At 62.4% G+C, this 25,485-nt stretch carries 20 protein-coding genes and 1 pseudogene; 14 read left to right on the top strand and 7 right to left on the bottom strand.

The genetic code is table 11. From position 1 onward, the window contains the following. Nucleotides 1–331 precede the first annotated feature (331 nt). The 4 genes from FGZ14_RS02490 (at nucleotide 332) to FGZ14_RS02475 (ending at nucleotide 4,383) form a co-directional block, all read left to right on the top strand. Complete coding sequence (locus tag FGZ14_RS02490; protein ID WP_139920870.1) at nucleotides 332–1,837, top strand: M28 family metallopeptidase; 1,506 nt, start codon at nucleotides 332–334, stop codon at nucleotides 1,835–1,837. A 147-nt stretch (nucleotides 1,838–1,984) separates the two neighbouring features. Then, entirely contained in the window at nucleotides 1,985–2,728 is a 744-nt protein-coding gene (locus FGZ14_RS02485) for a ThuA domain-containing protein (protein WP_139920868.1), read from the top strand. A 142-nt stretch (nucleotides 2,729–2,870) separates the two neighbouring features. Then, entirely contained in the window at nucleotides 2,871–3,719 is an 849-nt protein-coding gene (locus FGZ14_RS02480; protein WP_139920866.1) for a universal stress protein, read from the top strand. A 334-nt stretch (nucleotides 3,720–4,053) separates the two neighbouring features. Continuing rightward, on the top strand, nucleotides 4,054–4,383 hold the full coding sequence (locus tag FGZ14_RS02475) for a hypothetical protein (protein ID WP_139920863.1): 330 nt from the start codon (nucleotides 4,054–4,056) through the stop codon (nucleotides 4,381–4,383). Between the two features lie 93 nt (nucleotides 4,384–4,476). Here FGZ14_RS02475 and FGZ14_RS02470 read toward each other — a convergent pair whose 3' ends face one another. After that, entirely contained in the window at nucleotides 4,477–6,276 is a 1,800-nt protein-coding gene (locus FGZ14_RS02470; RefSeq protein ID WP_139920861.1) for a PDZ domain-containing protein, read from the bottom strand. A gap of 192 nt (nucleotides 6,277–6,468) precedes the next feature. Here FGZ14_RS02470 and FGZ14_RS02465 point away from each other — a divergent pair, with 192 nt between their 5' ends. From FGZ14_RS02465 to FGZ14_RS02455, 3 genes are all read left to right on the top strand, one after another. Then, nucleotides 6,469–6,729, top strand: a complete 261-nt coding sequence (locus tag FGZ14_RS02465) for a hypothetical protein (RefSeq protein ID WP_139920859.1) — start codon at nucleotides 6,469–6,471, stop codon at nucleotides 6,727–6,729. Nucleotides 6,730–6,811: 82 nt separating this feature from the next. After that, nucleotides 6,812–7,537 (top strand): hypothetical protein, encoded by a 726-nt coding sequence (locus FGZ14_RS02460; protein WP_139920857.1) that lies wholly within the window; start codon nucleotides 6,812–6,814, stop codon nucleotides 7,535–7,537. Between the two features lie 214 nt (nucleotides 7,538–7,751). Beyond that, nucleotides 7,752–10,388 (top strand): PAS domain-containing protein, encoded by a 2,637-nt coding sequence (locus tag FGZ14_RS02455; protein WP_139920855.1) that lies wholly within the window; start codon nucleotides 7,752–7,754, stop codon nucleotides 10,386–10,388. A gap of 54 nt (nucleotides 10,389–10,442) precedes the next feature. Here FGZ14_RS02455 and FGZ14_RS02450 read toward each other — a convergent pair whose 3' ends face one another. From FGZ14_RS02450 to FGZ14_RS22310, 3 genes and pseudogenes are all read right to left on the bottom strand, one after another. Further along, the gene (locus tag FGZ14_RS02450) at nucleotides 10,443–10,793 is read right to left on the bottom strand and encodes a DUF3140 domain-containing protein (RefSeq protein ID WP_139920853.1); all 351 of its coding nucleotides are present in this window, start codon (nucleotides 10,791–10,793) and stop codon (nucleotides 10,443–10,445) included. Nucleotides 10,794–10,956: 163 nt separating this feature from the next. Then, a complete protein-coding gene (locus tag FGZ14_RS21955) occupies nucleotides 10,957–11,763 on the bottom strand; it encodes a chemotaxis protein CheB (protein WP_257883322.1) in 807 nt (268 codons plus the stop codon). A gap of 19 nt (nucleotides 11,764–11,782) precedes the next feature. Beyond that, nucleotides 11,783–12,145: pseudogene (locus FGZ14_RS22310) on the bottom strand (chemotaxis protein CheB); the annotation flags it as partial. A gap of 88 nt (nucleotides 12,146–12,233) precedes the next feature. Here FGZ14_RS22310 and FGZ14_RS02440 point away from each other — a divergent pair. The 5 genes from FGZ14_RS02440 to FGZ14_RS02420 all read left to right on the top strand — a co-directional run bounded on the left by FGZ14_RS02440 (nucleotide 12,234) and on the right by FGZ14_RS02420 (nucleotide 19,809). Further along, a complete protein-coding gene (locus tag FGZ14_RS02440) occupies nucleotides 12,234–15,281 on the top strand; it encodes a CheR family methyltransferase (RefSeq protein ID WP_180754460.1) in 3,048 nt (1,015 codons plus the stop codon). Between the two features lie 149 nt (nucleotides 15,282–15,430). After that, a complete protein-coding gene (locus tag FGZ14_RS02435) occupies nucleotides 15,431–18,178 on the top strand; it encodes a PAS domain S-box protein (protein WP_139920849.1) in 2,748 nt (915 codons plus the stop codon). Between the two features lie 35 nt (nucleotides 18,179–18,213). Further along, nucleotides 18,214–18,684, top strand: coding sequence for a YafY family protein (locus tag FGZ14_RS02430; protein WP_139920847.1), 471 nt, complete (start codon nucleotides 18,214–18,216; stop codon nucleotides 18,682–18,684). Next, nucleotides 18,621–19,169 (top strand): YafY family protein, encoded by a 549-nt coding sequence (locus tag FGZ14_RS02425; protein ID WP_139920844.1) that lies wholly within the window; start codon nucleotides 18,621–18,623, stop codon nucleotides 19,167–19,169. The genes FGZ14_RS02430 and FGZ14_RS02425 overlap by 64 nt, the downstream gene beginning before the upstream one ends. A gap of 118 nt (nucleotides 19,170–19,287) precedes the next feature. Then, a complete protein-coding gene (locus FGZ14_RS02420; RefSeq protein ID WP_139920842.1) occupies nucleotides 19,288–19,809 on the top strand; it encodes a DinB family protein in 522 nt (173 codons plus the stop codon). 96 nt (nucleotides 19,810–19,905) lie between these two features. Here FGZ14_RS02420 and FGZ14_RS02415 read toward each other — a convergent pair whose 3' ends face one another. Beyond that, complete coding sequence (locus tag FGZ14_RS02415) at nucleotides 19,906–20,700, bottom strand: SDR family oxidoreductase (protein ID WP_139920840.1); 795 nt, start codon at nucleotides 20,698–20,700, stop codon at nucleotides 19,906–19,908. Between the two features lie 263 nt (nucleotides 20,701–20,963). Between FGZ14_RS02415 and FGZ14_RS02410 the strand changes: the two genes are divergently transcribed. Continuing rightward, nucleotides 20,964–21,269, top strand: a complete 306-nt coding sequence (locus FGZ14_RS02410) for a hypothetical protein (protein ID WP_139920838.1) — start codon at nucleotides 20,964–20,966, stop codon at nucleotides 21,267–21,269. A gap of 147 nt (nucleotides 21,270–21,416) precedes the next feature. After that, nucleotides 21,417–22,745: an NAD(P)/FAD-dependent oxidoreductase gene (locus FGZ14_RS02405; RefSeq protein WP_139920836.1), complete on the top strand. Its 1,329-nt coding sequence runs from the start codon at nucleotides 21,417–21,419 to the stop codon at nucleotides 22,743–22,745. Nucleotides 22,746–22,885: 140 nt separating this feature from the next. Here the strand turns inward: FGZ14_RS02405 and asnA are convergent, their stop codons facing one another. Next, nucleotides 22,886–23,893: an aspartate--ammonia ligase gene (asnA, locus tag FGZ14_RS02400; RefSeq protein ID WP_139920834.1), complete on the bottom strand. Its 1,008-nt coding sequence runs from the start codon at nucleotides 23,891–23,893 to the stop codon at nucleotides 22,886–22,888. A 652-nt stretch (nucleotides 23,894–24,545) separates the two neighbouring features. Further along, entirely contained in the window at nucleotides 24,546–25,262 is a 717-nt protein-coding gene (locus tag FGZ14_RS02395) for a PD-(D/E)XK nuclease-like domain-containing protein (RefSeq protein WP_180754459.1), read from the bottom strand. Nucleotides 25,263–25,485 lie beyond the last annotated feature (223 nt).

Raw genomic sequence — 25,485 nt, 5'->3', positions numbered from 1 at the left:
GAATCACGGGTTCATACCTATGAACCGTATTCCACCGATTTTGGTGGGCGCCCCCGGCCTAGTTCAAGTTGCTCAGTATGTAGCCAAAGCTAGAATTAGAAACTAGCTCCCCTCCTCAGATGAGGAGGGGTTGGGGGTGGTTGAAAAACTAGAGATAGAAAATAGAATTAATCTGTCGTTCAAGCAGTAGTCAACCACCCCCAGCCCCTCCTTATCCAAGGAGGGGAACTAGCTCTAGTTCTAATTCATAGCTCATAACTTGAATTACCTACCTTCAGGAGCGAGGCCCCTACCCCTTCTGACTTCCTAAACCTTACTTCCTTTCCTGCCTATGCGGTTTACTACCCTCCTGGCGAGCCTGAGTCTGGCTACTGCACTACTATCAGCCTGCACCCGTACTCCTGGCCCTACCTCCTCCACCGCTGCCAAAGCCCCCGGCGAGCCCATGCTGAGTGCTATTCGGGAAGATGAGGTGAAGCGCGACCTATTTGCCCTGGCCGATGATAACTTCCGGGGCCGCCGCGCCGGCACTCCCGATGAGCTGCGCGCCGCCGTGTGGGTAGCCGAGCGGGCCCGCGAAGCTGGCCTCGAACCGGCCGGCGACGATGGCACCTACTTCCAGTTCTACCCCCTGCGCCGCGTAACGGTGGCTGCTTCTACCCGCCTCAGCATCAGTGGCAAGCCGCTGGCTCTCTGGAAAGATGCCTGGGTAACCTCACCGCTCAATGCCCGCCTTGATGGACCAGTGGTATGGCTCAACTCCTTGGCCGACACCGTGCGCCGCGACCTGCGGGGCAAGATTGTAGCCATGCCCCTGCAGGCCCCTACCCCCCTCCCGGCCCCGAAGATGAGCCTCTGGGCCATGCGCTACACCCTGGCCGGCATTGGGCAGCAGAGCGCCGCTTTACGTAGCCGCGGGGTAGCCGGCATCGTGCTGACTGCCGATGCCACCGCCGAACCCAGCCTGGAATTTGTGGGTCACCGCTATGAAGATGGCCTCTACCTGTTGCCATCTATGCCTTTGCCCGCCTCCCCGGTACCGGTGCTGCTGGTGCGCCAGGCGGTTGCTACCCAGTTGCAGGCCAAAGGTGCCCGCCTGCAAGCCGAGCTGGCCGCCAACGACTACCTCTACCCTTCCATGAACGTGGTAGCCCGCGCCCCCGGCACCGACCCGGCCCGCCGCGCGGAGCACGTCCTGTTCAGCGGCCACCACGACCACGACGGCATCGGAACGCCCGTACAGGGCGACTCAATCTGGAACGGGGCCGATGATAACGCGACGGTAAGCGTGGCTCTGCTGGCTATTGGTCGGGCCTGGAAGCAGCGCCCGGGTGCCCGCTCGGCCTTGTTTGTGTGGCACGGAGCCGAGGAGCGTGGCCTGTTGGGCTCCCGCTGGTACGCCGAGCACCCCACCGTAAGTAAGGCCTCCATCGTGGCGGTGCTCAATGGCGACATGATGGGCCGCAACGCTCCCGACTCGGCCGCTTTGCTGGGCTCTATTCCGCCCCACCGCAACTCCCGGGCCCTGGTCGATATGGCCCTGAAAGCCAACCAGGACCACACCAAGTTCTTGCTCGATACCTCCTGGGATGAGGCTAGGCACCCCGAGGGCTGGTACTTCCGCTCCGACCACCTGCCCTATGCCCGCGCGGGCATTCCGGCCATCTTCTTCACTACCCTGCTCCACCCCGATTACCACACGCCCCGCGACGAGGCTTCGCGCATTGACGTTGCCAAGCTCACCCGCATGACGCGCTGGATGTACGCCACTGGCTGGGTCGTATCGGCCACCCCGCAGCGCGTTACCGTGGACCCCGATTTCAAACTGGAGCGCTAGGTAGCAACTAGGTCCCAGACAATAGAAGGCCGTCATGCAAGGTTAAGCCCTGCGGGGCGGTCTTTTTGCTATTCGGGCAACATCGTGGGCAGCTGGCTCCCTTACTGTAATGAGCATCCTTCATTCTACACCCTACCCCCCTTACCTATGACTACATTCTGGCTTTCTTCCGGCCTGGTGGCTGCCTTGCTGCTGAGCTGCACCAGCTCCAAAACGCCTACCCCTCCCAGTCCAGCTAAACCTGCCCTGCTGGTTTTCTACAAAACGGCCGGGTTCCGGCACGAGTCGATTCCGGCGGGGCTGCGAGCCATTCAGCAACTAGGGGCAGAGAATGGCTTTACGGTTGACACCACCAACAACGCTGCTCGTTTCAGCCCGGATTTGCTGCGCACGTACGGAGCCGTGGTTTTCCTCAATACAACCCAGGATGTACTCAACCCAGCTCAGCAAATGGCTTTCGAGCAGTACATCCGAGCGGGCAAGGGCTTTGTGGGGGTGCATGCGGCCACCGATACGGAGTACGACTGGCCCTGGTACAACGGGTTAGTGGGCGCATATTTCAGCAGCCACCCGGCCGTGCAAGCCGCTACTGTGCGCGTCGTCAACCGGCAGCACCCCGCCACCGATTTCCTACCCCCGGCCTGGCTCCGAACCGATGAATGGTACAACTTCAAAAGCATCCGGCCGGGCCTGACCATTCTGGCTACCCTGGATGAAACCACCTACTCCGGCGGCACCAACGGCCCCGCGCACCCCATAGCCTGGTACCGCGCCTACGACGGAGGCCGGGCCTTTTACACGGCTGGGGGCCACACTGCGGAAAGCTACACTGAGCCCCTGTTCATGCGGCATCTGCTGGGCGGAATCCGCTACGCGCTGGGGCAGCTGTAAGGCGCCGAAGCTAGTAGAACAGGACCCTGGTTTGTCGCGCCTCTCTTTGTGATTACACAATTATTTATATACATTATGCAATAAATAAACCAGCGTTAGCCAGGTGCTGCCGGGGTTTCTTCCACCATCATTTTTCTGTATTATGAAGAATATATTGGTACCCACGGATTTTTCGCCCGCCGCTCACAATGCCTTTGAGGCGGCCCTGCAGCTGGCCCGGCGCACGGGCGGCAACATCAGTCTGCTGCACGTAGTGGACCTGCCCGAAACGGCGCGCTTTGCTACCACGGGCGGCCTGGCCGGGGGCGGCGGCCTCAACAACGTGTACACCCTCAAGCTGTTGCAGGTGGTCAAGCACCGCATGCACGAGCTGATATCGGAAGCCGCCCGCACGGCCCCCGGCGTGCTGGTCCGCGACGTGGTGCACACCGCCGACTTCGAGGAGGCCATGCTGGGAACCATTGCTGAGCGCCAGATTGACTTGGTAGTGATGGGGGCCAAGGAACACAGCTCCTGGGAGCAGTTTTTCAGCGGCTCGCGCACCGAACACATGGTGCGCCGCGCCCCCTGCCCAGTACTCACGGTTAAGCACCCTACCCCTCACTTCGAGGTGCGGCACATCGTCTTTGCCTCCGATTTTTCGGCCGAGGCCGACCTGGCCGTACGCAGCCTGCGCCAGGTGCAGGAAGTATTTCCGGAGGCCCTGCTGCACCTGCTGGACGTAGTACCCGACCCCGACCAGCGCACGGCGGCCATGATGCGCATTCACCGCTTCGCTGACCGCCACCAGCTAACCCACTACGAGCCCGACGTGTTTGACGCGCCTAATGCTACCACCGGCATTCCGCGCTTCGCGGAGCAGGCCCACGCCGATCTGGTGGTAATGCTCACCCACGGCCGCACCGGCATCGGGCATTTGCTGCAAGGCAGCATCTCAGAGAATGTGGCCCTGCACGCCGCGCCCCCTGTGCTTACGCTGCATGCCCACTAAGCTGGGTGGACCATAGCCTAACCAGCAGTTCTGCCCCAGAGGGCCCGAAACGCTTTTCCGTGCTTCTACCGCTGCGCTTGGGCTCAGCTCTTTCGCATCTGTTCACTGCCACGGAAACTGCTAGGTGGCCTCTGCCGCGTGTGCTTAACCCAGCGGAGCAAACGGGGCTAAGCGCGTCACTATAAACCCATTATTGCCCTACCGGCCCGGAGGAGCCTGCCAAATTACGGGTTTTCCCGCAGGCAAATACGTAGAAACCCGGGAGCTAATGCGGGCGGGGCATTGTCTATCTTTCAACCAGAATAAGCCAATAAAATCTTAGTTCTTTCAAATCATGAACACTCCGACCGCTACTACCATCGATTTACAGTTGCACCTGGTGCCCGCCGGCTGTCGGCTTGATTTTGCACGCCTGTCGGGCCGCTTTGCTTACGTGTACCGCCGCCAGGCTAACCAAACCTGGAAGTGTATTGCCCACAACGCCTGCAGCCCCCACCTCGACCGCACCGTTCCGACCACGGGCAGCGTAATTGAGTACATGGTGTGCTACTGCGACGCGGCCGGGAACATCACCGACTCAACCCCCATCGTGCAGGCCCCGCAGCCCGGACACAGCCAGCCGGTAAACCTGGGCCTGGGTGCCCGCCCCGTGCGCCGGGCCTGAGTGCACCGCCACCTGCTTCAACACCTAAACAAAAGCCCCGGCAACCTAGGTTGCCGGGGCTTTTGTTTAGGTGTTGAAGCTCTAACCTTCGGGTTACAGATTCTTCAGCCACACCTGGCGCAGGGCCAACTGGGCGGGCGTAGCGGCGGGGTCCTGGCTGAAAATGTAGCGCTTCACGTCCTCGGTGCTACCCAGCTTCACGCGTACCGTCTGCTCCTGGCCGTTGCGGCTGATGGTGAGGGGCAGCTCGGAGCCGGGCTGGCGGCTGGCTACCCGGCGCAGGGCCGTGAAGTCGTTGCGCACGCCATCCACGGCCACCAGCTGGTCGCCTACCTGTACGCCGGCAGCCTGCAGCGGCCCACCTACCCGGGTGAAATACACGCTGGCATCACGCGGGGCCAGGCCCACTGCACCCAGGGTAGCCACCTGCTTGCCCGTGTGCTGAATTGGCTCGTAGCGCACCCCAATTTTGCTGTAGTACTCCTGCAGCGGCAGGGGCTCGGCGTTCTGGACATAGCGCTTGAAAAAGTCCCCGATTTCGGGGTAGGTCATCTTGGTGAAGTCCTGGAAGAAGTTTTTCTCGCTGATGGGCTTGTTGGGGCCGTATTGCTTGGCCAGCTCCAGCAGCACGTCGCGGAGGCCGCGCTTGCCCCCGCTCAGCTCCAGCAGGCGCAAATCCAGCAGGCCCGCCGTGAGGGCGCCGCGCTGGTAGATGTTGCCGTACTGGCGCTGCCCCTCGTCGCTGAAGGAGTTCAGGCCCAGGCGGCTGAGGCTGTAGGTGGTGTCGGTGCGGGTGCGGTCGAACTGCACTTTGTCGTGCAGCATGCTCAGGTAGTCATCCAGGGGCACGAGGCCGCCGCGCAGCTGCATCATGTGCGAGGCCCACTCCGTGGTGCCCTCATACAGCCACAGGTGCTCAGAGCCAGTGGGCTGCACGAAGTTGAAGTGCTCAATCACCTCCGAGTGGATGTTGAGCGGGGTCATGACGTGGAAAAACTCGTGGGCCGCAATGTCCACTACCCCCTGCGCCGACTCGGGCGTGAGCTCCTGCTCAGTCAGCACGTACTCTGAGCTGTAGGAGTGCTCCCAGGCTCCGGCCGAGCGGTCGGCGAAGTGATACAGGAAGGCGTAGCGGTTCACGGGAAGCTGGCCCCCGAAAAAGCTCTGGGCGGCGCTGAGCATTTTCTGCATGTAGCCCAGCAGGGGCTCAGCCTGTACCTTATCGGTAGCCGAGTAGCAGTACAAGGCCACATCGGCGTTGCCGAGCTTGGTGCTGGCCTCCGTAAGGCGGCCCAGCAGAATGGGCGAGTCCACGGCGTGGTCGTAGTCCTGGAGGTGGTAGTAGCCATCCTTATCCGCCTGCAGCACCGAGCCGGCCTTCCAGCCGCTAGGGTATTCCAGCTTCAGGCGCAGGGGTTTGTCCTGCATACCCTGGGGGTAGCCCAGCAGGGTTTGGCCGTTGAGCAGGGCGTGGTCGGTTTCCAGGGAGGAGCCACACATGCGGTAGATGTTGTGCTCCTTTACCGGCGTATCCCAGGTTTCGGCAATGGTGTAGCGGATTTCGCGGGTTTTCTCGGGCTGGCTGAGCTGCCACTGATTAGTACCCAGCTGCTTGCTTTCCAGGGGCTTGCCCTTGTCGTCGAAGGCCTGGAAGTTGCTCACGAAGCGGCCCATGTCCATGACCTGGTAGGTACCGGGTGCGGTAGCCGCGAACTGGTAAATGGCTTGTTCTTTCTTGAGCTTGGGCAGCTGCAGCTTCACCTGGAAGGCGTTGCTGTTGGTAGCGGGGTCCATGCTGACGGTGTACGTCAGCTCGCGGGGGGCTTTGGCCAGCACGGGCGCGGCCAGGGCCAGCAGGGCCGCCACGGCAGCCGGACGGAAAAAGGAAGTCATGTGTGGGTAGGAAACGAAAAGTGAAAGTGGGCTACAGACGCGCCTCCGGGGCCACGGTTGCGCCGGCTGCCCGAAGCTAAGGGTTTGTCGTAAACTACGGGGGTAGCACCGGCTCAACAAAACCTGGCCGGCCTATTTCAGTACACTCCAATAGGCTCCGGCAGGAGCCGCCACCGTTACTTCCCGCCTATCATGACCCACACCCCACCCCCCGACAACAACCCTACCCAGCTGCTGCGCTACCGCCTGCAGATACCTTCCCTTACCGACGCTGACAGCATCGGGCAGGTGCGCCAGGTCCTGATGGGCCTGGGGCTGCTGGTTGACCGCATTGAAGCCGGCGAGGCTGAGGTTGCCGTAGCCTCGGCCCAGGACCCCGGCCGCGAGGCCATGCAGCAGGCCCTGCAGGCCGCCGGGTTTGCCGTGCAGGATATTACCGCCGAAAGCAGCTAGGCTCCTCGGGCCCGGCGGCACTTACTGCATCATAGAAAGCCTGCTATATTGTTGCAGTAATTGTCTCTTATCCTTTCCGCTTATGTATCCTTTGTTAAAACCTACCCTGATTTTCGCGGTACTTGCGGGCACGGCCGTAACCGCGCAGGCCCAGATTGGTCGGACCGCCACCGGGGCCACCAATGCCGAGTTTATAACCCGCGAAATGGACAAGGGGAAAACCCGGGGAGGCGCCGTTACCACCGGCAGCCCCTATCTGGTACCCACCTGGACCCAGGGCAACGTTCTGACTACGCGCGGGCGGGTGCCTCAGGCCTGGCTGAAGTACGACCTGGCCGAGGACGGCCGCTTGCTGTGGCGGCGTGCCCCCGCCGACTCCCTGGAGCTATCGGCGGCCGATGTGCAGGAGTTTTCCCTCGGCGACCCCGCGCAGGGCGGCCCGTTTGTGTTTCGGCAGTACCCGGCGGCGCAAAAGCTGAAGCGGGCTTCCCGCAATCCGTTTTTTGAGGTTCGCTACGATGCCGACCGCACCGGCCTGCTGCGGCAGCGCACCCGGCTTCTGGTTCAGAAGGGCACCAGCCCGTCCCTGGCCACGCGGCCCAGCAACGTGTGGCAGGAAACCACGGCCTACTACCTCAAGCAGCCCGACAATACGCTGCAGCCCATCCGGCTTAGCGAAAAGGCCGTTCTGGCCGCCCTGAGCCCAACCCATACGGCGGCCCTAACCCAGTATATAGCCCAGCAGAAGCTCGACCTGGGCCAGGAAGCCGACCTGATTAAGCTGCTTACTTACTACAATACCCTGTAAGCGGTGGGGTAGCCGGAGCGGAGGGGCAGCCTCTTCCGCTCCGGTTTTTTATTGGATATGCATCTACCTATCAGCTAATCACAAACTAACCCGCTCCCCTTCTGCCGAGGCAGGCCTGGGCCTTAGTTGAACTGCAACAGCAGTTTCAACGTACTTTTGAACTCTGGGGCGCCGGCTGGCGTGGGTCCCCACTGTTTCTGTTTTTGGCTTTACTGTGTCTGACTTCCCTGCTTCTACGTCCTATTCTGCAGACGCGCGGAGCCTTACGCCCCCGGAAGACCTGCTGGAGGGCCTGCTGACCGTGTCGCTGACCGGGGTGGCCCTCTACAAACCGGTTTACGCAAGGCCCGTCAGCCCGGAAATCATCGACTTTACGTTTGCCCTGCTCAACCCCAAGGCCCGGCAAATTCTGGGCCTCACGGAGCTGCCCTCCCAAACCTACCTGCAGCTTTACCCCCATACCTTGGCTACGGGTGTATTCGAGTTTCACTGCCGGGCTTTTGCTTCCGGCAGGCAGGAGCAGTACAGCATCAACTACCAGGGCGACGGGCTGGATAACTTTTTCCACCTCTCGGCCCGACGCGTGGGCGAGGCCCTGCTGGTGAGCTTCACGGACACGGCCGAGCAGTCGAGAACGGCCGTAGAAGAGGCCCTGCGCGCAAGCCAGGCCCGTGAAAAGGCCGCCCGGGCCGAGGCTGAAGCCCAACGCAATGTGCTCCACGGCCTGTTTATGCAGGCGCCGGCCATGATTACCATGCTGGAAGGCCCGAACCACATTTTTCGGCTGGTGAACCCCTTGTATCAGGAGCTGGTCGGCAACCGGCCGCTGCTGGGCAAGCCCATTCGGGAGGCCATGCCCGAGCTTAAGGACCAGGCTATTTTCGCCCTGCTCGACCGGGTGTACCGTACCGGCGAAACCTTCCGGGCTTCGGAAATGCAGGTTCAGCTCGACCACGACAATACCGGCCAGTTGGGCGAGCGGTACTATAACTTTATTTACCAGGCCACCCGCAACCAGGCCGGAGAAGTAAATGGCATTCTGGTGTTTGCCAATGAGGTAACGGAGCTGCTGCTTTCCCGGCAGCGGGCCGAGGGTAGTGAACGGATGCTGGCCGAAACCAACGAGGAGCTGGCGGCCCTCAATGAAGAGCTGACCGTTACCAACGAGGAGCTGATTTCGGCCAACCTGGAAGTGCAGTCCACCAATAGTGAGCTAGAGCGCCGTGTGCAGCAGCGCACCCGGGAGGCCCAGCGGGCCCAGGCCGAAGCCGAGCGCCAACAAGCCCGCCTACGGCGGTTTTTCATGCAGGCCCCCGCCGCCATTTGCATCCTGGACGGGCCCGAGCTGGTGTTTGAGCTGGTAAACCCCAACTATGAGCAGCTGTTTCCGGGCCGGAAGCTGCTGGGCCGGCCTATTCTGGAAGCCCTGCCCGAAATTGCCGGCCACCAGATGTACCATACCTTCCGGCAGGTGTACGAAACCGGGGCTACGCACCAAGAGCTGGCCATTCATATCCCCATTGTGCAGCCCGAAACCGGACAGCTCCAGGACCGCTACTTCACTTACATTCAGCAGCCCCGCTACGATGAGCATGGCCGCATTGATGGGGTGCTGGTATTTGCCTACGAGGTAACCGACCTGATGCTGGCCCGCCGGCGCACGGAGCAAAGCGAGCAGGCCTTCCGCACCCTCACCAATGCCATTTCCAACCTGGTCTGGACGGCCGGGCCTACCGGCGAGGTGGACTACTACAACGAGCAGTGGTACGCCTACACCGGCCAGGCGCCAGAGCAGGTGCTGGGCCAGAGCTGGATGAAGTTCTTCCACCCCCAGGATTTGCCCCAGCTGTACCGCCAATGGAATACGGCCCTCTCGGCGGGTGCGCCCTACCAGGCCGAAGCGCGCCTGCGCCGCCTCAACGGCAGCTACCGCTGGTTTTTGGTGCGGGCCCTACCCCTGCACGACGAGCAAGGGCACGTAACCCAGTGGTTTGGCGCCAACACCGACATTCATGAGCAGAAAGAGCTGGCCGAGGCACTACAGCTGGCTACCCAGAAGCTGGCGGCTTCCAACAAGGAGCTGTGGGCCGCCAACGAGCAGGCCCAGGCCGCGAACCTGCAGCTGGAGCTGACCAACGAGCAGCTGACCCGCATCAACGAGGACCTGGACAACTTTGTGTACACGGCCTCCCACGATTTGCAGCAGCCGGTGCACAACATGGCCGGCGTATTTGAGGAGCTGAAGCGCACGGCCACCTTCCATGACCCCGACGCCGAGCGCCTGATGACCATGTTTGAGGATGCCTTGGGCCAGATCCGGGCCACCATTCAGGGCCTGACCCAGGTGGTGCAGGCCGAGCGCCTGACCCAGGGCCACCCCCGCGAGGTAGTGGAGCTGCTACCCCTGACCACCAGCGTAATGCAGAGCATGCGCACCCAGATTGCCGAGCGGCAGGCCCGGTTTATCCTGGACTTTGCGGCCGTGCCGTGTCTGCTGTTCGGGCGGCTCAACCTGCAAAGCATTCTGTACAACCTGCTCAGCAACGCCCTGAAATACGCCCACCCCGACCGCCCGCCCGTGGTGCACGTCAGTACGCGCGTAACAGCCGGTGGCGGCCCCCTGCTGCTGGTGCAGGACAACGGACTGGGCATGGACCTGGACCGGTTCGGGCCGGATTTGTTCAAGATGTTTCGGCGCTTTCACGACCACGTTCCCGGCTCGGGGCTGGGCCTGTACCTGGTCAACCGCATTGTGCAGCAGGCCGGCGGGCACATTGAAATCAGGAGCACGCCCGGCAGCGGCACCACCTTCCGCCTGCACTTCCCCCCCGATAGTTTGCCGCCAGCCTGAGCCCACCCGCGCCGGCTGCCGGGGCAGGGGTTGGGCACTTAACTGGAGGTAGGCTTAGTGGCTCTTCAGGGGGTCGTGGCCCCAGTTCATCAGGGAGTAGCGCCAGCGGGAGGTTTCCACGTCCTTTTTATCGTGGGGGCCCTGGGCCCGGTGGCGGCTGATGTAGCTGTGCACCTTGTGCATATGCTCCTCATCTTCGGCCGTAAGATCCGCCTTTTTCTTGCCCAGTATCTCAATAATCCGCTCCCCGGAGTGGTGCCCGATGCTGGTACCATCGCCACTGTCCTGGCCCACTGACTTAGACTCGTCGGTTTGCAGCCACTTTTTCAGCTCGCTGGCCGTCATGTTCACATCCTGTTTAAATTCGGCGTAGATATCGGGGCCAGCGGTAGCGTGAGTAGTCATGGCAGGGAAAATTCAGAAGGTAAGATGATGTAGCTGAGCCCCTGTTGGCCAGCTAATTACAGCTCAACGATCCGTGCCTCAACTTCGTTGTCTGGAGTTGGTGTAGAGTTTGGGGGTAGCCCTGCCTGCTCCTTCGTCAGCCCACTGCCAAGGCCTACCCCGCCTAGTGCCCGGCGTCCTCGCGGGAGCCATCGGGGCGCGGGGTGGCGGAATGGCCATTGAGCAGGAACTCGCGCAGTCGGTTTACGTGCTGCTTGATTTCCTCCAGCTTTTCGGCCTGCTGCACGCTCCAGGGCCCGGTGCCGTGCGTGGACATGCTGATCAGCAGGTTTTTACGCTCCTCCATCATGCGCAGGGCTACCCACAGGGTTTCCTCCATAACCTCCTGCGATTTTTCCAGCAGCACATCACCGGTAAACGAGTGGCCCGTGTGGCAGCGGTAGCGCGGCACGCTGCCGTGTTTAAGCTCCCAAAGGCTGCCGCCACAGTCGGGGCAGGTAAGAGGCACCTGGTCGCCCAGCTTCCGAACATCTTCAATATTTCCCACAACACGTTCAGCAATAGCCGCTTCCAACTGCAAATCCTCAGGAATGGGCACGGAGCCCGGCGCCGGGCCTGGCGTCCCGACCAGCTCCAGGAGTACCCGTCCCATCATGCTGATGGGCAGTACATAATCAACCTCCACGTTGCGCAGGGCGCTTTCGGGCATGCTGGGGTACTCAGCATCTGCGGGGTCCTGCACCACGGCGGTGCCGCCGCAGCGCTTAATGAACTCCAGGCCGGCCGTGCCGTCGTGCAGCATTCCGGTCAGCACCACTCCTACCACATTGGGGCCGTAAGCCACGGCAGCCGAGCGGAACAGGGCATCGGCGGCGGGGCGGTAGTTGTTTTCGCGGGGCCCTTTGGTTACCAGCACCTGCCCGTCTTTCACCAGCAGGTGCCGGTCGGGGGGGGGCCAGGTACAGCGCACCGGCCTGCAGGGGCTCCTTGTCATGGGGTAGGCGGCAGCGCAGGTCGCTGTGCTGGCTCAGCCGCTCCAGCAGGGGCTCACCCGAGGAGTCGGGGGCCAGGTGCTGCACAACCAGCACGGCGGCCGGCAGGCTGGCGGGCAGCTGGGCAACCAACCTGAACCAGTGCGGGCATTCCCCCAGCTGAAGTACCAACAACGATAAGATAAGCAGGAGAGGGCACGGACGACAAAATCGAAAAACGGAGAAAAAGGGAGAGTGCCAGAAAAATCCTAAGTACTTTTCAGGATACGCGTTACTACGTGGTTTGGGAGCCGGCGGCTCTGGTTGAGCTTCATTTTCCGCCGCGGAGTTGGGCTGGCCCCTGCCCTGGGGCCGGGGCATTTTGGTACATTTGAGTTTATGACCAGTTCCACCCTGAGCAGCTGGCGCGGCTAAAAGGCCGCTGATGGCTTGGGTTTCGATTTCCCGCATGACAGCTGATACCAACCCGGCTTCTTCCGAGGCCGAGGAATTTCCTATTGAGGAGCTAGGCATAGAAACGCCCGACGCGTCCCCGGTGCCCGCCCCTACCGGCCCCGCCGGCCGCAAGTCCCAGCCGGGTAGCTCGCCCCAGGCCGAGAAGTTTCCGATTGTGGCCCTGGGCGGCTCGGCGGGCTCTATTGAGGCCATGGAGCGCTTTTTCACCCACCTCACGCCTCACTCCGGCATGGCCTTCGTGGTGGTAACCCACCTGCTGCCCACCCAGAGCAGCGAGCTGGTGCAGGTGTTGCAGGGCTTTACCTCCCTACCCGTGCAGGAAGTGCGCGACGGCGTGAAGCTGCGCCCCAACCAGGTGTACGTGATTCCGCCCGACCAGGACCTGAACCTGCTGCACGGGGGGCTGTTTCTGCTGTCGCCTACCCAGGCGCCGGCCCAGCGCATGCCCATCGACTTTTTTCTGCAAAGCCTGGCTAAGGACGCCCGGGAGCGGGCCATCTGCGTTATCTTCTCGGGCCTGGGCTCCGATGGCAGCATCGGCCTGAAGCTGGTGATGGAAAACTTCGGGATGGTGATGGTGCAGGACCCCGATACGGCCACCTTCGACTCGATGCCGCGCGCGGCCATTGCCACGGAGTTCGTGGACTTTGTGCTGGCCCCGGAGCTGATGCCGGCCAAGCTGCTCGACTACGTGGACCGCCCCCCGCTGGGCCGCCCCCTGCGCGACCAGGACGCGGAATCTACGACCCGGCCGGCCCACGCCCTGCAGAAAATCTTTCTGCTTATCCGCCAGCAAACCGGCCACGACTTCAGCTACTACAAGCGCAACACGGTATTCCGCCGCATTGAGCGCCGCATGAACTCCCACCAGATCAAGGAGTTTACTACCTACGTGCGCTACCTCCAGGAAAACCCCCAGGAAGTAGAGCAGCTGTTCAAGGAGCTGCTGATTGGCGTCACGAAGTTTTTCCGCGACCCGGAGGCCTTCGAAAACCTCAAGCAGCACCTGCGCCCGATTCTGCAGGCCAAGGAGCCGCACAGCACCATTCGGGTGTGGGCTCCGGGCTGCTCTACCGGCGAGGAGGCGTACTCGCTGGGCATGACCCTGATGGAGCTGCTGGATGAGATGGACCCGGCCCGCTACCTCAAGGTGCAGATTTTTGCCACTGACATTTCGGCGGAGGCCGTGGACTTTGCCCGCATCGGGTTTTACACCGACAACATTGTGGGCGACGTGAGCCCGGAGCGCCTGCAGCGGTTTTTTCACCGCACCGACGGGCACTACCAGATCCGGAAGGAGGTGCGCGACGTGGTGGTGTTTGCCCTGCACAACATCAACAAGGATGCGCCCTTCACCCGCTTGGATCTGCTTTGCTGCCGCAACCTGCTGATTTACCTGAGCGCGGAGCTGCAGAAAAATCTGATGCCTGTGTTTCACTACGCCATCAACCCCGGCGGCCTGCTGTTTCTGGGGCCCAGCGAAAACATCACGGCCTTCCAGGATCTGTTTCAGCCCCTGGACGTGAAGTGGAAGATTTCGCGGCGTACGGCCACCTCCGGCTCCCTGCCCCGCCTGCTCAACTTTCCCTTTGACCTCTCGCGGCAGAACCTGCCCTCGCCGCACCCTTCCGTTGTTATGTCTGCTTCCGTTACGGGGCGCCGCGAAGGGGGCCCCTTTGCTGCCCAGGTCCAGAAAACCCTGCTGAACACCTACGCACCCCCGTCGGTGATTATCAACCCCAAGGGCGAGATTTTGTACGTGCATGGCCGCACGGGCAAATACTTGGAGCCCGCCCCGGGCCTGAGCGGCATGAACCTCTTCGACATGGCCCGCGAAGAGCTGACCTACGAAATCAGCGCGGCCGTGCGCCGGGCCACCGAAACCCGCCAGAGCGTAACCCTGGACAACGTGCAGGTGAAAACCGACTCGGGCCAGCTGCTGCTGCGCCTCTCGGTGAAGTATCTGGAGGAGCCCGAGGCCCTGGCCGGCCTGCTGCTGGTGGCCTTTCAGGACCAGCCTACCCCCCGCCGGGTGCGCCTGGGCAAGGCCAGCGTGCAGGATGAAGCCCTGAGCCGCGACGCGGCCGTAGCGGCCCTCGACAAGGAGCTGCAGTACACGCGCCACCGCCTCCAGACCACCATTGAGGAAATGGAAAGCTCGCTGGAGGAGCTGAAAAGCACCAACGAGGAGCTGCAGTCGGCCAACGAGGAGCTGCAAAGCACCAACGAGGAGGCCATGACCAACAAGGAGGAAATGCAGAGCCTGAACGAGGAGCTGATGACTCTGAACATGCAGTACCTGGCCAAAACCGATGAGCTGACCCAGGCCGCCAACGACATGAAAAACCTGTTGGACGCCACCGAAATTGCCATCATCTTCCTCGACAATAACCTCAACATCAAGCGCTTCACCCCGCCGGTAAGCCACATCATTCATCTGCTGCCCTCCGATGTTGGTCGCCCCCTTAGCCACTTTGCCGCCAACCTGCGCTACCAGCACCTGCTGCGCGACGTGCAGCAGGTACTCAGCCGCCTCACCAGCGTAGAAACCAACATTGAGGCCACCTCGGGCGAGTGGTACACCATGCGCATCCTGCCCTACCGCACCCTCGACAATTACATCAGCGGGGCCGTTATTACCTTCTCCGATATCACGGAGCTGAAAAATCTGGAAGCCCGGCTGCAGTCCAGCGCCCGGCTGGCCACCAGCCTGCAGGAAACCATCCGCCAGCCTATTCTGGTGCTGGACAGCAGCCTGCGCGTGGCCTTCACCAACCACTCGTTTGCCGAGCTGCTGGGCACTACCCCCGCCGAGCTGCTGGATGCTTCCCTGATGACCATCGGGCAGGGCTGCCTGAACCGGCCCGAGCTGCTGGAGCCGCTGCGCCAGCTGCTGGAGCCCACGCCCACCAGCGTTGAGTTTGACAATCTGCGGCTGACAACTGAGCTGCCCGACCAAAGCCGCCGGGTGCTTACCTTTTACGGCCGCCGCCTGCTGCACGAGGGCCAGCCTACCAACCGGGTGCTGCTGGGCATATAAGCGCAGGATGAGCAGCCGAACCGGCTGTAGCTTCCTGGCCCAGGGGCGGCCGGTACTCCTGCCTGGCTGCCCCATGGCTGTGAAGCATACTACCCCGTAATAGCTACGTAGAATAGCCTAGTGTCTGTTGATTTTTAACCCCCTGCGTTATGAGTGAGGCTGATAACGGAACCAGCAACTCTGCCCCAAACCAGCAGGCTACCCTCCGGGATTTGCGCAAACGCGCCGAGCGCCGGCACAACGTAGTGCAGCCCCTACCCCCCGAAACGCCGGCCATGGTGCAGCAGCTGGTTCAGGACCTGCAGGTGCACCAGATTGAGCTGGAAATGCAGAACGAGGAGCTACTGGTGGCCCAGGCCGAGGCAGAGGCGCTGCGCCTGCAGTACGAGGACCTGTATGAGTTTGCCCCGGTAGGCTACTGCACCGTGGCCCCCGATGGGGTGATTGAGCAGCTGAACCTGCGCGCCAGCCAGCTGCTGGGAGCCCCGCGCCAACAAATCAAGGGCCGCCGCCTGGGCCTGTTCGTGGCGCCCCAGTACCGGCCCGCGTTTACTGAGTTTCTGGAGAAGATGCTGCAGAGCCGGAGCCGCCAGGTAGTGTCGGTGCAGCTGCAGCGCGAGTCGGGCCTGCCTATTCAGGTCCGGCTGGAAGGTATGCCTACCCCCGCCGGGGCTGATAGCCGCGCTGCCGTACCACCCTCCTGCCGCCTGGCCCTCACCGATATTACGGAGCAGCACCAGACCCGGCAGGCGCTGGAGCTAAGCGAGAAGCGTTTCCGGACCTTGTTTGAGCGTAACCAGGACGGCATGCTGCTCATGCGCGACAACCGCTTCCTGGACTGCAACGCGGCCGCCCTGCGCCTGCTGGGCCTGGGCACCAAAGCCGACCTGGTAGGCCGCCACGGGGCCGCCTTTTCCCCCGAAAAGCAGCCCAACGGGCAGTTCTCGGTGCTGCTGGCCGATGCCTACTGGGAGGAAACCATCCGCAAGGGCTACTGCCGCTTTGAGTGGTGCCGCCTGCGCAGCAACGGCGAGGTATTCTGGGAAGACATTCTGCTGACGGCCCTGCCCGACCCGGCTGAGTCAGCCGAGCCGGGCAGCCATCTGGTACACGCTGCCTGGCGCGATATTACGGCCGAAAAGCAGACCACGGCCCGCATCCGGGAAAGCGAGGAGCGCCTGAGCATGGCCCTCAATGGGTCCGAAACCGGCGTGTGGGTTATTGACTACGCCACTAATCTGGTGCACTGGGATGCCCGCTGCCAGCAGATTTTCGGGCGGCCCTACAGCGCCACGCCCACTGCCTTCCAGGTTATTCAGGATGCCATTCACCCCACTGACCTGCCTGCCGTGGCCAGGGCCCTGCAGCGCTCCGCCTCTGAGCACGTTCCCTTTGATCTGGAGCACCGGATTGTGTGGCCCGATGGCACGGTGCGTTACGTATCGGCGGTGGGCCGGGTGATGCCCGCGCCCGATGGCAGCGCCGCGCGCTTTGTGGGCCTCATGCGCGACATCACCCAGCGCCAGGAGGCCGAAGCCGAACTGGAATACAAAACCCAGCTGCTGGACCACATCCTGGCTTCGCTGCCTCTTATTCTGGGCCGCCTCGCCCCCGATGGCACCTACCTGGAGCTGACGGGCAAAGGCCTGCGCCGCCTGGATGTGCAGGACAATGAGCTGGTGGGCCACCATGTGTTCGGGGTGTTTCCGTCCCTGACCGAGCCTACCCGCCGCTTGCTCGCCGGCGAGCCGGTGGCATTCATTGACGTGGCCGAGCACGCCGGCCAGCCGGTGTACTTCCAGAACTATGGCTTCTTCGACCACCAGCGCCAGCAGGCCATCACCTTTGCCATTGATGTTACGGAGGTGGAGCAAAGCCGGGCCCAGCTGCAGCACGAAAAAGAATTTACCCAGAGCCTGCTCAACAACACGGTGGACTGCGTGGTAGCCCTGGACCAGGAAATGCTTATTACCTGCTGGAACGCGCGCATGGTGGCCCTGACCGGGGTACCGGAAGCCGCCGCCCTGGGCCGCCCCTTCACGACGGTACACCCCAACCTGGCCGTTGTGCCGGAGGTAGTGGCCCATATTAAGCGGGCCCTGGCCGGCGAGGCCACAGACGTGCCCAACTGGATTGGTCCCAGCCGCACGCTGGTGCTGGACCTCAACTTCGTGCCCCTGCACAACCACGACAGCGTAACCGGGGCCCTGATTGTGGGCCGCGACGTGACGGAGCGCAACGCCATGCAGGCTGAGGCCACCCGCCTGAAGCTGCGGCAGCAGCAGGAGGTACTGTCGGCCATTATTACCACCCAGGAGGAGGAGCGCCGCCGCATTTCCGAAAGCCTGCACAACGGCGTGGGGCAGCTGCTCTATGCTACCCGCCTCACCCTCGATACCCTGCCACCCTCGGAGCAGCTGCGCACCTGCCAGCAGCTGCTCAGCGACGCCATTCGCTCCACCCGCGCCATTTCCTTCGAGCTGACCCCCAGCATTCTGGAAGACTTTGGCCTGGAGCTGGCCTTGCGTGAGCTGGTGAAGCGCATTCCGCCCCAGGTCCTGACCATCGACCTGAACCTTTCGGGCCTGACTACTCCCCTGCCCCGCCCCCTGGAAACCACCGTGTACCGCAGCGTGCAGGAGCTGCTCAACAACGTTATGAAGCACGCCCAGGCCCACGAGGTGTTTGTGCAGGTAGCCCGCGAAGAGGAACTGCTGCACGTAAGCGTGGAAGACGACGGCGTGGGCGTGGCCGATACCAGCGCGGCCGCGGCAGGTGGCGGCATCGGGCTGGCGGGCATCCGCACGCGGGTGGGGCTGCTGGGTGGCACCTTCACGCTGCAGTCCAGGCCCGGGCGGGGTACCAGCGTTACGCTTACTTTCCCGGTAGCCGGATAAGTGGCTCCTACCCCCCGCTGCTTACTTTGCAGGTAATGAACCGCTTTGATCGAATTACGGCTATTCTGGTGCAGCTGCAGGCCCGCCGTGTGGTGAAGGCCCAGGACCTGGCCACCCGCTACGGGGTAAGCCTGCGCACCGTGTACCGCGACCTGCGCACCCTGGAAGAAGCCGGCGTGCCTTTGTGCGGCGAGGCGGGGGTAGGCTACTGCCTGGCCGAGGGCTACCGCCTACCCCCCGTGATGTTCAGCCGCGAAGAAGCCCTGGCCCTGCTCACGGCCGAAAAGCTGGCCCACCAGCTCACCGATGCGCACACGGCCCAGCTAAGCAACGCCGCCATGGACAAGCTGCGCGCCGTGCTCCGCCGCCCCGACCGTGACTACGTGGAGGAGCTGAGCCCGCGCATTACTATTCTGCAGCCCCGCCACCAGCGCACCCGGCCATTCCGGACCCACCCGCCAACCTGCACCAGCCCCTGCTCACCAGCATTGCCCAGCGCCAGGTAGTAACGCTGGAGTACCGGGCCGGCTACCACGGCACCCCCACCCGCCGCGACGTGGAGCCTATTGGCATCTACTTCGGGCAGTACTGGCACGTAGTGGCGTTCTGCCGCCTGCGCCAGGAGTTCCGCGACTTCCGCCTCGACCGGATTGCCGGCCTGCACCTGCGCGAGGAGCACTTCGAGCCCCGCCCCGACACCCTGCAAACCTACTGGGCCCAGGAAGCCCAACGCCACCAGACCCACGCCGCCGTGGTGCGCTTCGGCCCCGAGGCCCTACCCCACGTAGAGGAAAACAAGCATCATTTCGGGTGGGCGCATGAGCAGGCCCTCCCCGATGGCTGGCGGGAAGTCACGTTTCTGGCCCATAATCTCGATTATCTGGCCCGCTGGCTGCTGCTCTTCGCCGGGCAGGCCACCATCGTGTCGCCGCCGGAGCTGCGGGAGCAGGTGCGCGAGCTGGTGAATCAGGCCCACACCTATTTCGGCTAAACCACGGGTTTTGCAGGGACGGTTACTTTCTGAAAATTTTCTACTACCCTCCTGACATAGGGCTGTCAGTGGGCGCCTCTAGGTTTGAAGTATCATCCACCACACTTCAACCTTACCCATGGAAGCTACCCTGCTTGCCCCCCTGACCCAGGCCCTCCTCCCCGAGCTTCAGCACGAGCTGGAGCTAACCCGCCGCGTGCTGGAGCGCGCCCCAGTAGCGCAGTTTTCCTGGCAGCCGCACCCCAAATCCATGACGCTGGGCGTCCTGGTACTGCACGTCGTCGATCTGATTGGAGGCATTGCCAACACTTTCGCAACGGACGAGCTGGACCTGAGCAGCTACGACGACCAGGCGTTGGCTTTGCCCGCCAGCACCGCCGAGTTGCTGCAGCGCCTCCAGGAAAGCGGGGCGGCCGCCTGCGCCGCCCTCACGGCTGCTACCCCCGAAACCTTCGAGCAAACCTGGACAATGCGCTACCACGAGCAAATCATCATGCGCCTTACCCGGGCGGAGGTAGTACGTCACCTCATCAACCACTGCGTGCATCACCGCGGCCAGCTCTCCGTGTACCTGCGCCTGCTCGATGTGCCCGTGCCCAGCATTTACGGCCCTTCTGCCGACGAGGAATACCACGCCTAAAACGCTACCCCCACGCTACTCAGCAACCGCAAAGCAACAGCCCCTACCCCCGCGGCGGGGGTAGGGGCTGTTGTCAAAACACCAAAAACCGAGTGCTTACTTCTCGCTGGGCTTGCCCTGCTCGTGCAGGTTGGCGGCCACCAGACTATCGGGGATGATGTTGCTGACGGCTACCTGCACTTTGTTCATGAAGCCCGACACTACTTTGTCTTTGCCGGCCTTCAGGGCTTCGTAACCGTCTTTGGCTACCTCGGCAGGGTCAGCAGGGTTGCCTTCCTTCACCAGCTTCGATTGGGTCATATCGGCCTTGTTGAAGAAGTCGGTGTCGGTAACGCCGGGCAGCAGGGCCGTGATGGTGACGCCGGTTTCCTTGGTTTCCTCCCGAATGGCTTCCGTGAAAGAGGTGATAAAGGCCTTGGTGCCGTGGTACACCGACTGCAGCGGCCCCGGCAACTCGCCCCCAATGGAGGAAACCTGCAAAATTTTACCCTGCTTGCGGGCCACCATTTCCTGCAGGAATTTCTTGGTGAGCACCACGTAGGCCCCAATGTTCAGCTGAATAATATCCAGCTCCCGGTTGATGTCGGTTTCAATAAACTCGCCGTACTGGCCCTGGCCGGCGTTGTTTACCAGCACCTCTACCTGCAGGCCTTTGGCCTGCACGGCCTCGTACACCGCAAAGGGAGCCTCGCGCTGAAACAGATCCTGGGCAATGGTTTCTACTTCTACGCCGTACTGCTGCCGAAACTCAGCTGCGGTTTGCTCCAGCTCCTGGGGGTTGCGGGCCACCAGTATCAGGTTGTAGTGGTCCTGGGCCAGCAGTTTAGCCAGCTCGTAGCCAATGCCGCTGGTGGCGCCCGTAACCAGGGCGTAGGATGAGGTCGTCGTCATGTGAGATAAGGAGATGAAGTGGGCAATTCGATTCCGCTTATTACCTCTTTACGAGCTCACAACAAGCGAGTTAGCGAATCCCCCGATTATGTACATCGAGGCTCAATCGGGCCGGAATGGCGGAATACGCAGAGGAAAATCGGGGTTTTCGCGGGAGCTAAATCCGTATAAACCCGGGAGCTAAAGGCCCGATGGGCTCGTTTAGGCACCTGTCAGACTGAGGGTGCTACCCAGCTGTCCTGTTCGTCTTACCCACCATGCCTATGCCTACCCCTACTCTCTTGCCTCATCTGCAGCTTCATCTGGTGCCGGCTGGCCGCCGCCTCGATTTTACCACGGATGCGGGCTGCTTTGCCTTTGTGTACCGCCGCTGCCAGCAGGAAGGCTGGCAGTGCGTGGCCCGCAACGCCCGCAGCCCCTTCCTCGACATGGCCATTCTGCCGCCCGGCGCAGCCCCGCAATACATGGTCCGCTACCACGATGCGGCTGGCCAGCCCCTGGCAGTTACTGCCGTAGTGCAGTCGCACCCGGTAGCCATGCCCGCCCGCACCAGCTGGATCAACCTGTAAAGCCGCTGCCCAGCCGCCCCGCAATGCTCCGGGCGGTAAACCTGCTACCCCCGGTTGGTGTTATAAGCGGAACCAGCACCAGCGCCATGAGCCGGCTTTCATGTTCCGGAAAGGGGTAGCCCCGGCGTTAGGTGTGCTTTGTACTGCATGTCTGAACCTGATATTCTGATTATTGGGGGTGGAGCCGCCGGCCTGTTGGCGGCCCGCACCCTGGCCCGCGCCGGGCGCCGCGTGCTGCTGCTGGAGGCTCGCAACCGCCTCGGTGGTCGCATTGACACCTCCCCGGAGGGTGGTTTTTCGCAGCCGGTGGAAGGCGGAGCCGAGTTCCTGCACGGCGACGTACCACTCACCCGCCAGCTGCTGGCGGAAGCCGGCATTGTCTGCCACGATACGGCCGGCACTACCTACGAGGTGGAAGCGGGCCGCGCCCGGCCAGCCGAATCCTTCTTCGACGACATGCCCCTGCTGCTGGAGAAGCTGCGCGAGCTTCCGCACGATGTGGTTCTGAACTCCTTTCTGGCCCGCTACTTCCCCGAGCCGGAGCATCGCACCATGCGCGAGCAGGTACGGCGCTTCGCCGAGGGTTACGACGCGGCCGATGCAAGCCGGGCCAGCACATTTGCCCTGCGCGACGAGTGGAGCGGCAACGGAGCCGAGGACTCGCCGCGCCCTGAGGGCGGCTACGGCCGCCTGGTGGAGTGGCTGGCTCAGGATGCGCAAGCCGCCGGGGTTACCGTGCAGCTGAACACCCAGGTAACCGAGCTTCACTGGCAGCCGGGTCAGGTGCGCGTGCGGTGCGCCGATGGGCAGGTGCTGCAGGCTTCGCAGGTGCTACTGACCGTGCCGCTGGGCGTGCTGCAGGCCCAGCCCGGAGAGGCAGGGTACCTCCACCTGAAACCCGACCTACCCCAGCACCGGGAGGCGGCCCGGGCCCTGGGCTTCGGCCCCGTTATTAAGGTTTTGCTGGAGTTTGATGCCCCCATCTGGGAGCAGGCGGCTCCGCAGCTTGCCCAACCCCTACCCAACCTGGACTTTCTGTTCTCTGATGCGGCCATCCCTACCTGGTGGAGCCAGTTCCCGGACCCGCGCCCTATCCTGACGGGGTGGCTGGCGGGCCCGGCGGCCCACCGGCGCCGCCACGCCCCCGACGCGGAGCTGCTGGCCGAGGCCCTGGACTCCGTGGCCTACCTGCTGGACACTACCCCCGAATTCCTGCGGGAGCACCTGCGGGCCCACCGCATCGTGAACTGGGCTGCCGATCCGCTGGCGCGCGGGGCCTACTCCTACTCGGCTCTGCACGCCACGGCTCACCGCGCGGCCTTGGCTACGCCCGTGGCCGGCACCCTTTTTATAGCCGGCGAAGGGGTGTATCAGGGGCCGTACATTGGCACGGTAGAAGCGGCCCTGGTTAGTGGGGCCACGGCGGCGCGGCAGCTCCTGCACGAGCCTACCCCACGCCCTCCGGTTACCGGTTAAGAACCTGCCAGTCGCGCGGCCACGCGCTAGCGCATCGGGCACCGACTATACCGCTAAAAAAGCACGCGGAGAAGCTACGGCCGCCAAACCTGCTTCCCCGCCTGGGTTGCCTCCGGCGGCAACGCAAACTATAGTCCCGCTTACAGCAGGCCCACGCCCGTGCCCGCCAGCTCGGCCCGCACGGCTTCCGGCCAGATGCTCACCTGCACCTGCCCAATGTGTGCTTTGCGCAGCATAAACATGCATACCCGGCTCTGGCCAATGCCGCCGCCAATGCTCTGGGGCAGCTCATCCTTGAGCAGGCGCGCATGGAACGACAGCTCCTGCCGGTCCTGGCAACCGCGCAGGGCCAGCTGGCGCACCAGGGCCTGCTTATCCACCCGAATACCCATTGATGACACCTCGAAGGAAGTTTCCAGCACCGGGTGCCAGAGCAGAATATCACCGTTGAGGCCGCGGTACCCGTCCTCCGTTTCGGTGCTCCAGTCGTCGTAGTCGGGGGCGCGGCCGTCGTGGGGCTCGCCGTGGCTGAGCTCGTGGCCGATGCCCATCAGGAACACGGCGCCGTACTGTCTGGTCACCTCATGCTCGCGCTCCTTCGGCGTGAGGGTTGGGTACTGCCGCAGCAGGTCCTCGGCGTGCAGGAAGGTGATTTTTCCGGGCAGCACAGGCGTAATTTCCGGGTACTCGGCACTGACGCGGGCCTCGGTGGTTTTCAGGGCTTCGTAAATGCGCTCTACGGTGGCTTTCAGAAACGCGGGAGTGCGCTGCTCGGGGGTGATGTGCTTTTCCCAGTCCCACTGGTCCACGTAGATAGAGTGAATGGGCGAATAGTCTTCGTCGGGGCGCAGGGCGCGCATGTCGGTCAGCAGCCCGCGGCCGGCCTCAATGCCCAGCTCCTGCAGGCGCACCCGCTTCCATTTAGCCAGGGAGTGCACCACCACCGCGCGGCGCTCGTCCAGGGCCTTAACCGGGAAGCCAACCGGGCGCTCAATGCCGTTCAGGTCATCGTTGATGCCCGTGCCGTCCAGCACCGCAATCGGCGACGACACCTTGCTAAGCTGCAGCCGGGTGCTGAGCTCTTTGGCAAAGGTTTCTTTTACGAAGCTGATAGCTTCCTCCGTTTTCAGTAATTCCTGCGCGGTCATGGCAATTAATTTTAGGAGTTTATGAAGTGAATTTTTGTTTTGTAAAGGCACACGAATTCCCTTCTCCCGCCGGGAAGTTTTTTTCGGAAATCCAGAAATTATTTGTGCTCGGAAAACCGGCTTTATTCGGGCTGCTTCAGAAGCAGCACCAAACCGCAGGCACAAAAAAAGCCTTCCGTTGTAGCGGAAGGCTTTGAAAAAAATCAGTTATTGATTTTTCATCTCTCCAATGGAGCAATAGCCTTCCAGTCTCGAATAAGATTATTATTCGAGCTATTATTCTGGAGATTATTGCGGAAATGACGCATGTAATAGGTCAGTTTTTCGTCAGCTATAGTACAAGTATAACCGAGCTCAGGTATTTATCCTAATTAATTCAATAATTAATTTATCAGAGCATATAAAACAGGATAGCGGACCTGTAGAGACGCATAGTTGCGTCTTACCATTGAACAACGATGCCAGCGCGGCGCGGACGATGAGACGCAACTATGTGTCTTTACACCGTTCAGGAGTCCGCTATACCCTACCCCGTTTCGCATCCTACTATATGGGCAAGCCTTCCTAACGAGAGCGGCGCGAAAACGGCAGCCCCCACCGAAACACGGCACGGCGTTTCGGTGGGGGCTGCGGAAGCCGCAACGGACTGTTTCTACTCTACGCCGTTCAGGGCGTCGCGGACTTCGCGCACGGCTTGCACCACCGAGAGGGGTACCGGTGTTTCGGGCTGTAGCAGCTTGAGCAGGCGCAGGTATTTGGCGCGGCCCTCGTTGCGCAGCAGGGGCGGCACCTCGTACACAAATACTTTGAAGGGTTCCACCTTCTGCACTCCAATCAGCAGGAAACGGTCGGCGTGCAGGGCATCGGCATAGAACGCGGCCTGCCGGTCGTAGTCGTACTGAGTGCACTGCTCCACGAAATGGTTATGGTCGCGGGCCATGGTGGTTTTGAAGTCCACGATGGTGTAGGGCTGCCCGGGCTGATCCACCACCAGGTCGGCGCGGAGCTTGCAGAGGGTGTTCGTAACGGGCTCGGTGAAGATGCAGCTGGGCTCAGGAATGCCTACCTCCAGCAGGTCATTTACTTCAGGGTTGAGCTTTACGCCATCCACCATCCACCAGATCAGGGTGTCGTTGATGCCGGGCTGGCCGGGCTCGTAGAGGTTGGGCTCCAGCAGGGCCGTATGGAAGGCTGTGCCCAGGCCCAGGGCGCCACCTACGCTGGTATGCGGGCGAGGGGCGCGGCCATTAAGCGCGTCGCGCAGGCGCGAGAGGTCGGAGTTGGCAATGGCCGGCAGGGCGCGGTAGTCATCGTAGGGGATGCGCAGCAGATCAGGGCGGGCGGGCGGGGTGGTAGAGGAATCAGTCACGCAAAAAGAACAGCGGAGCCCGCAAAAAGGCTCCGAAAAAGAACAAAGCAAGATTTGAGAAGGGAGTATAGGCATTTTTTGCCAGACCCGCCTCCGGAGGCCTTCCTACCCTTCAGCCCGAAGCAAGGGGTAGGAAGGCCGGAGATAAGAATCATATACACCTGGCCGTCATGCCGAGCCTCTTCCACCTCAAGCAAAAGGCTGAAGAATAGACCTTCCTAGA

The organism is Hymenobacter sp. DG01 (genome assembly GCF_006352025.1).
Lineage (GTDB): Bacteria > Bacteroidota > Bacteroidia > Cytophagales > Hymenobacteraceae > Hymenobacter.
This window is presented reverse-complemented; position numbering and strand designations above follow the sequence as displayed.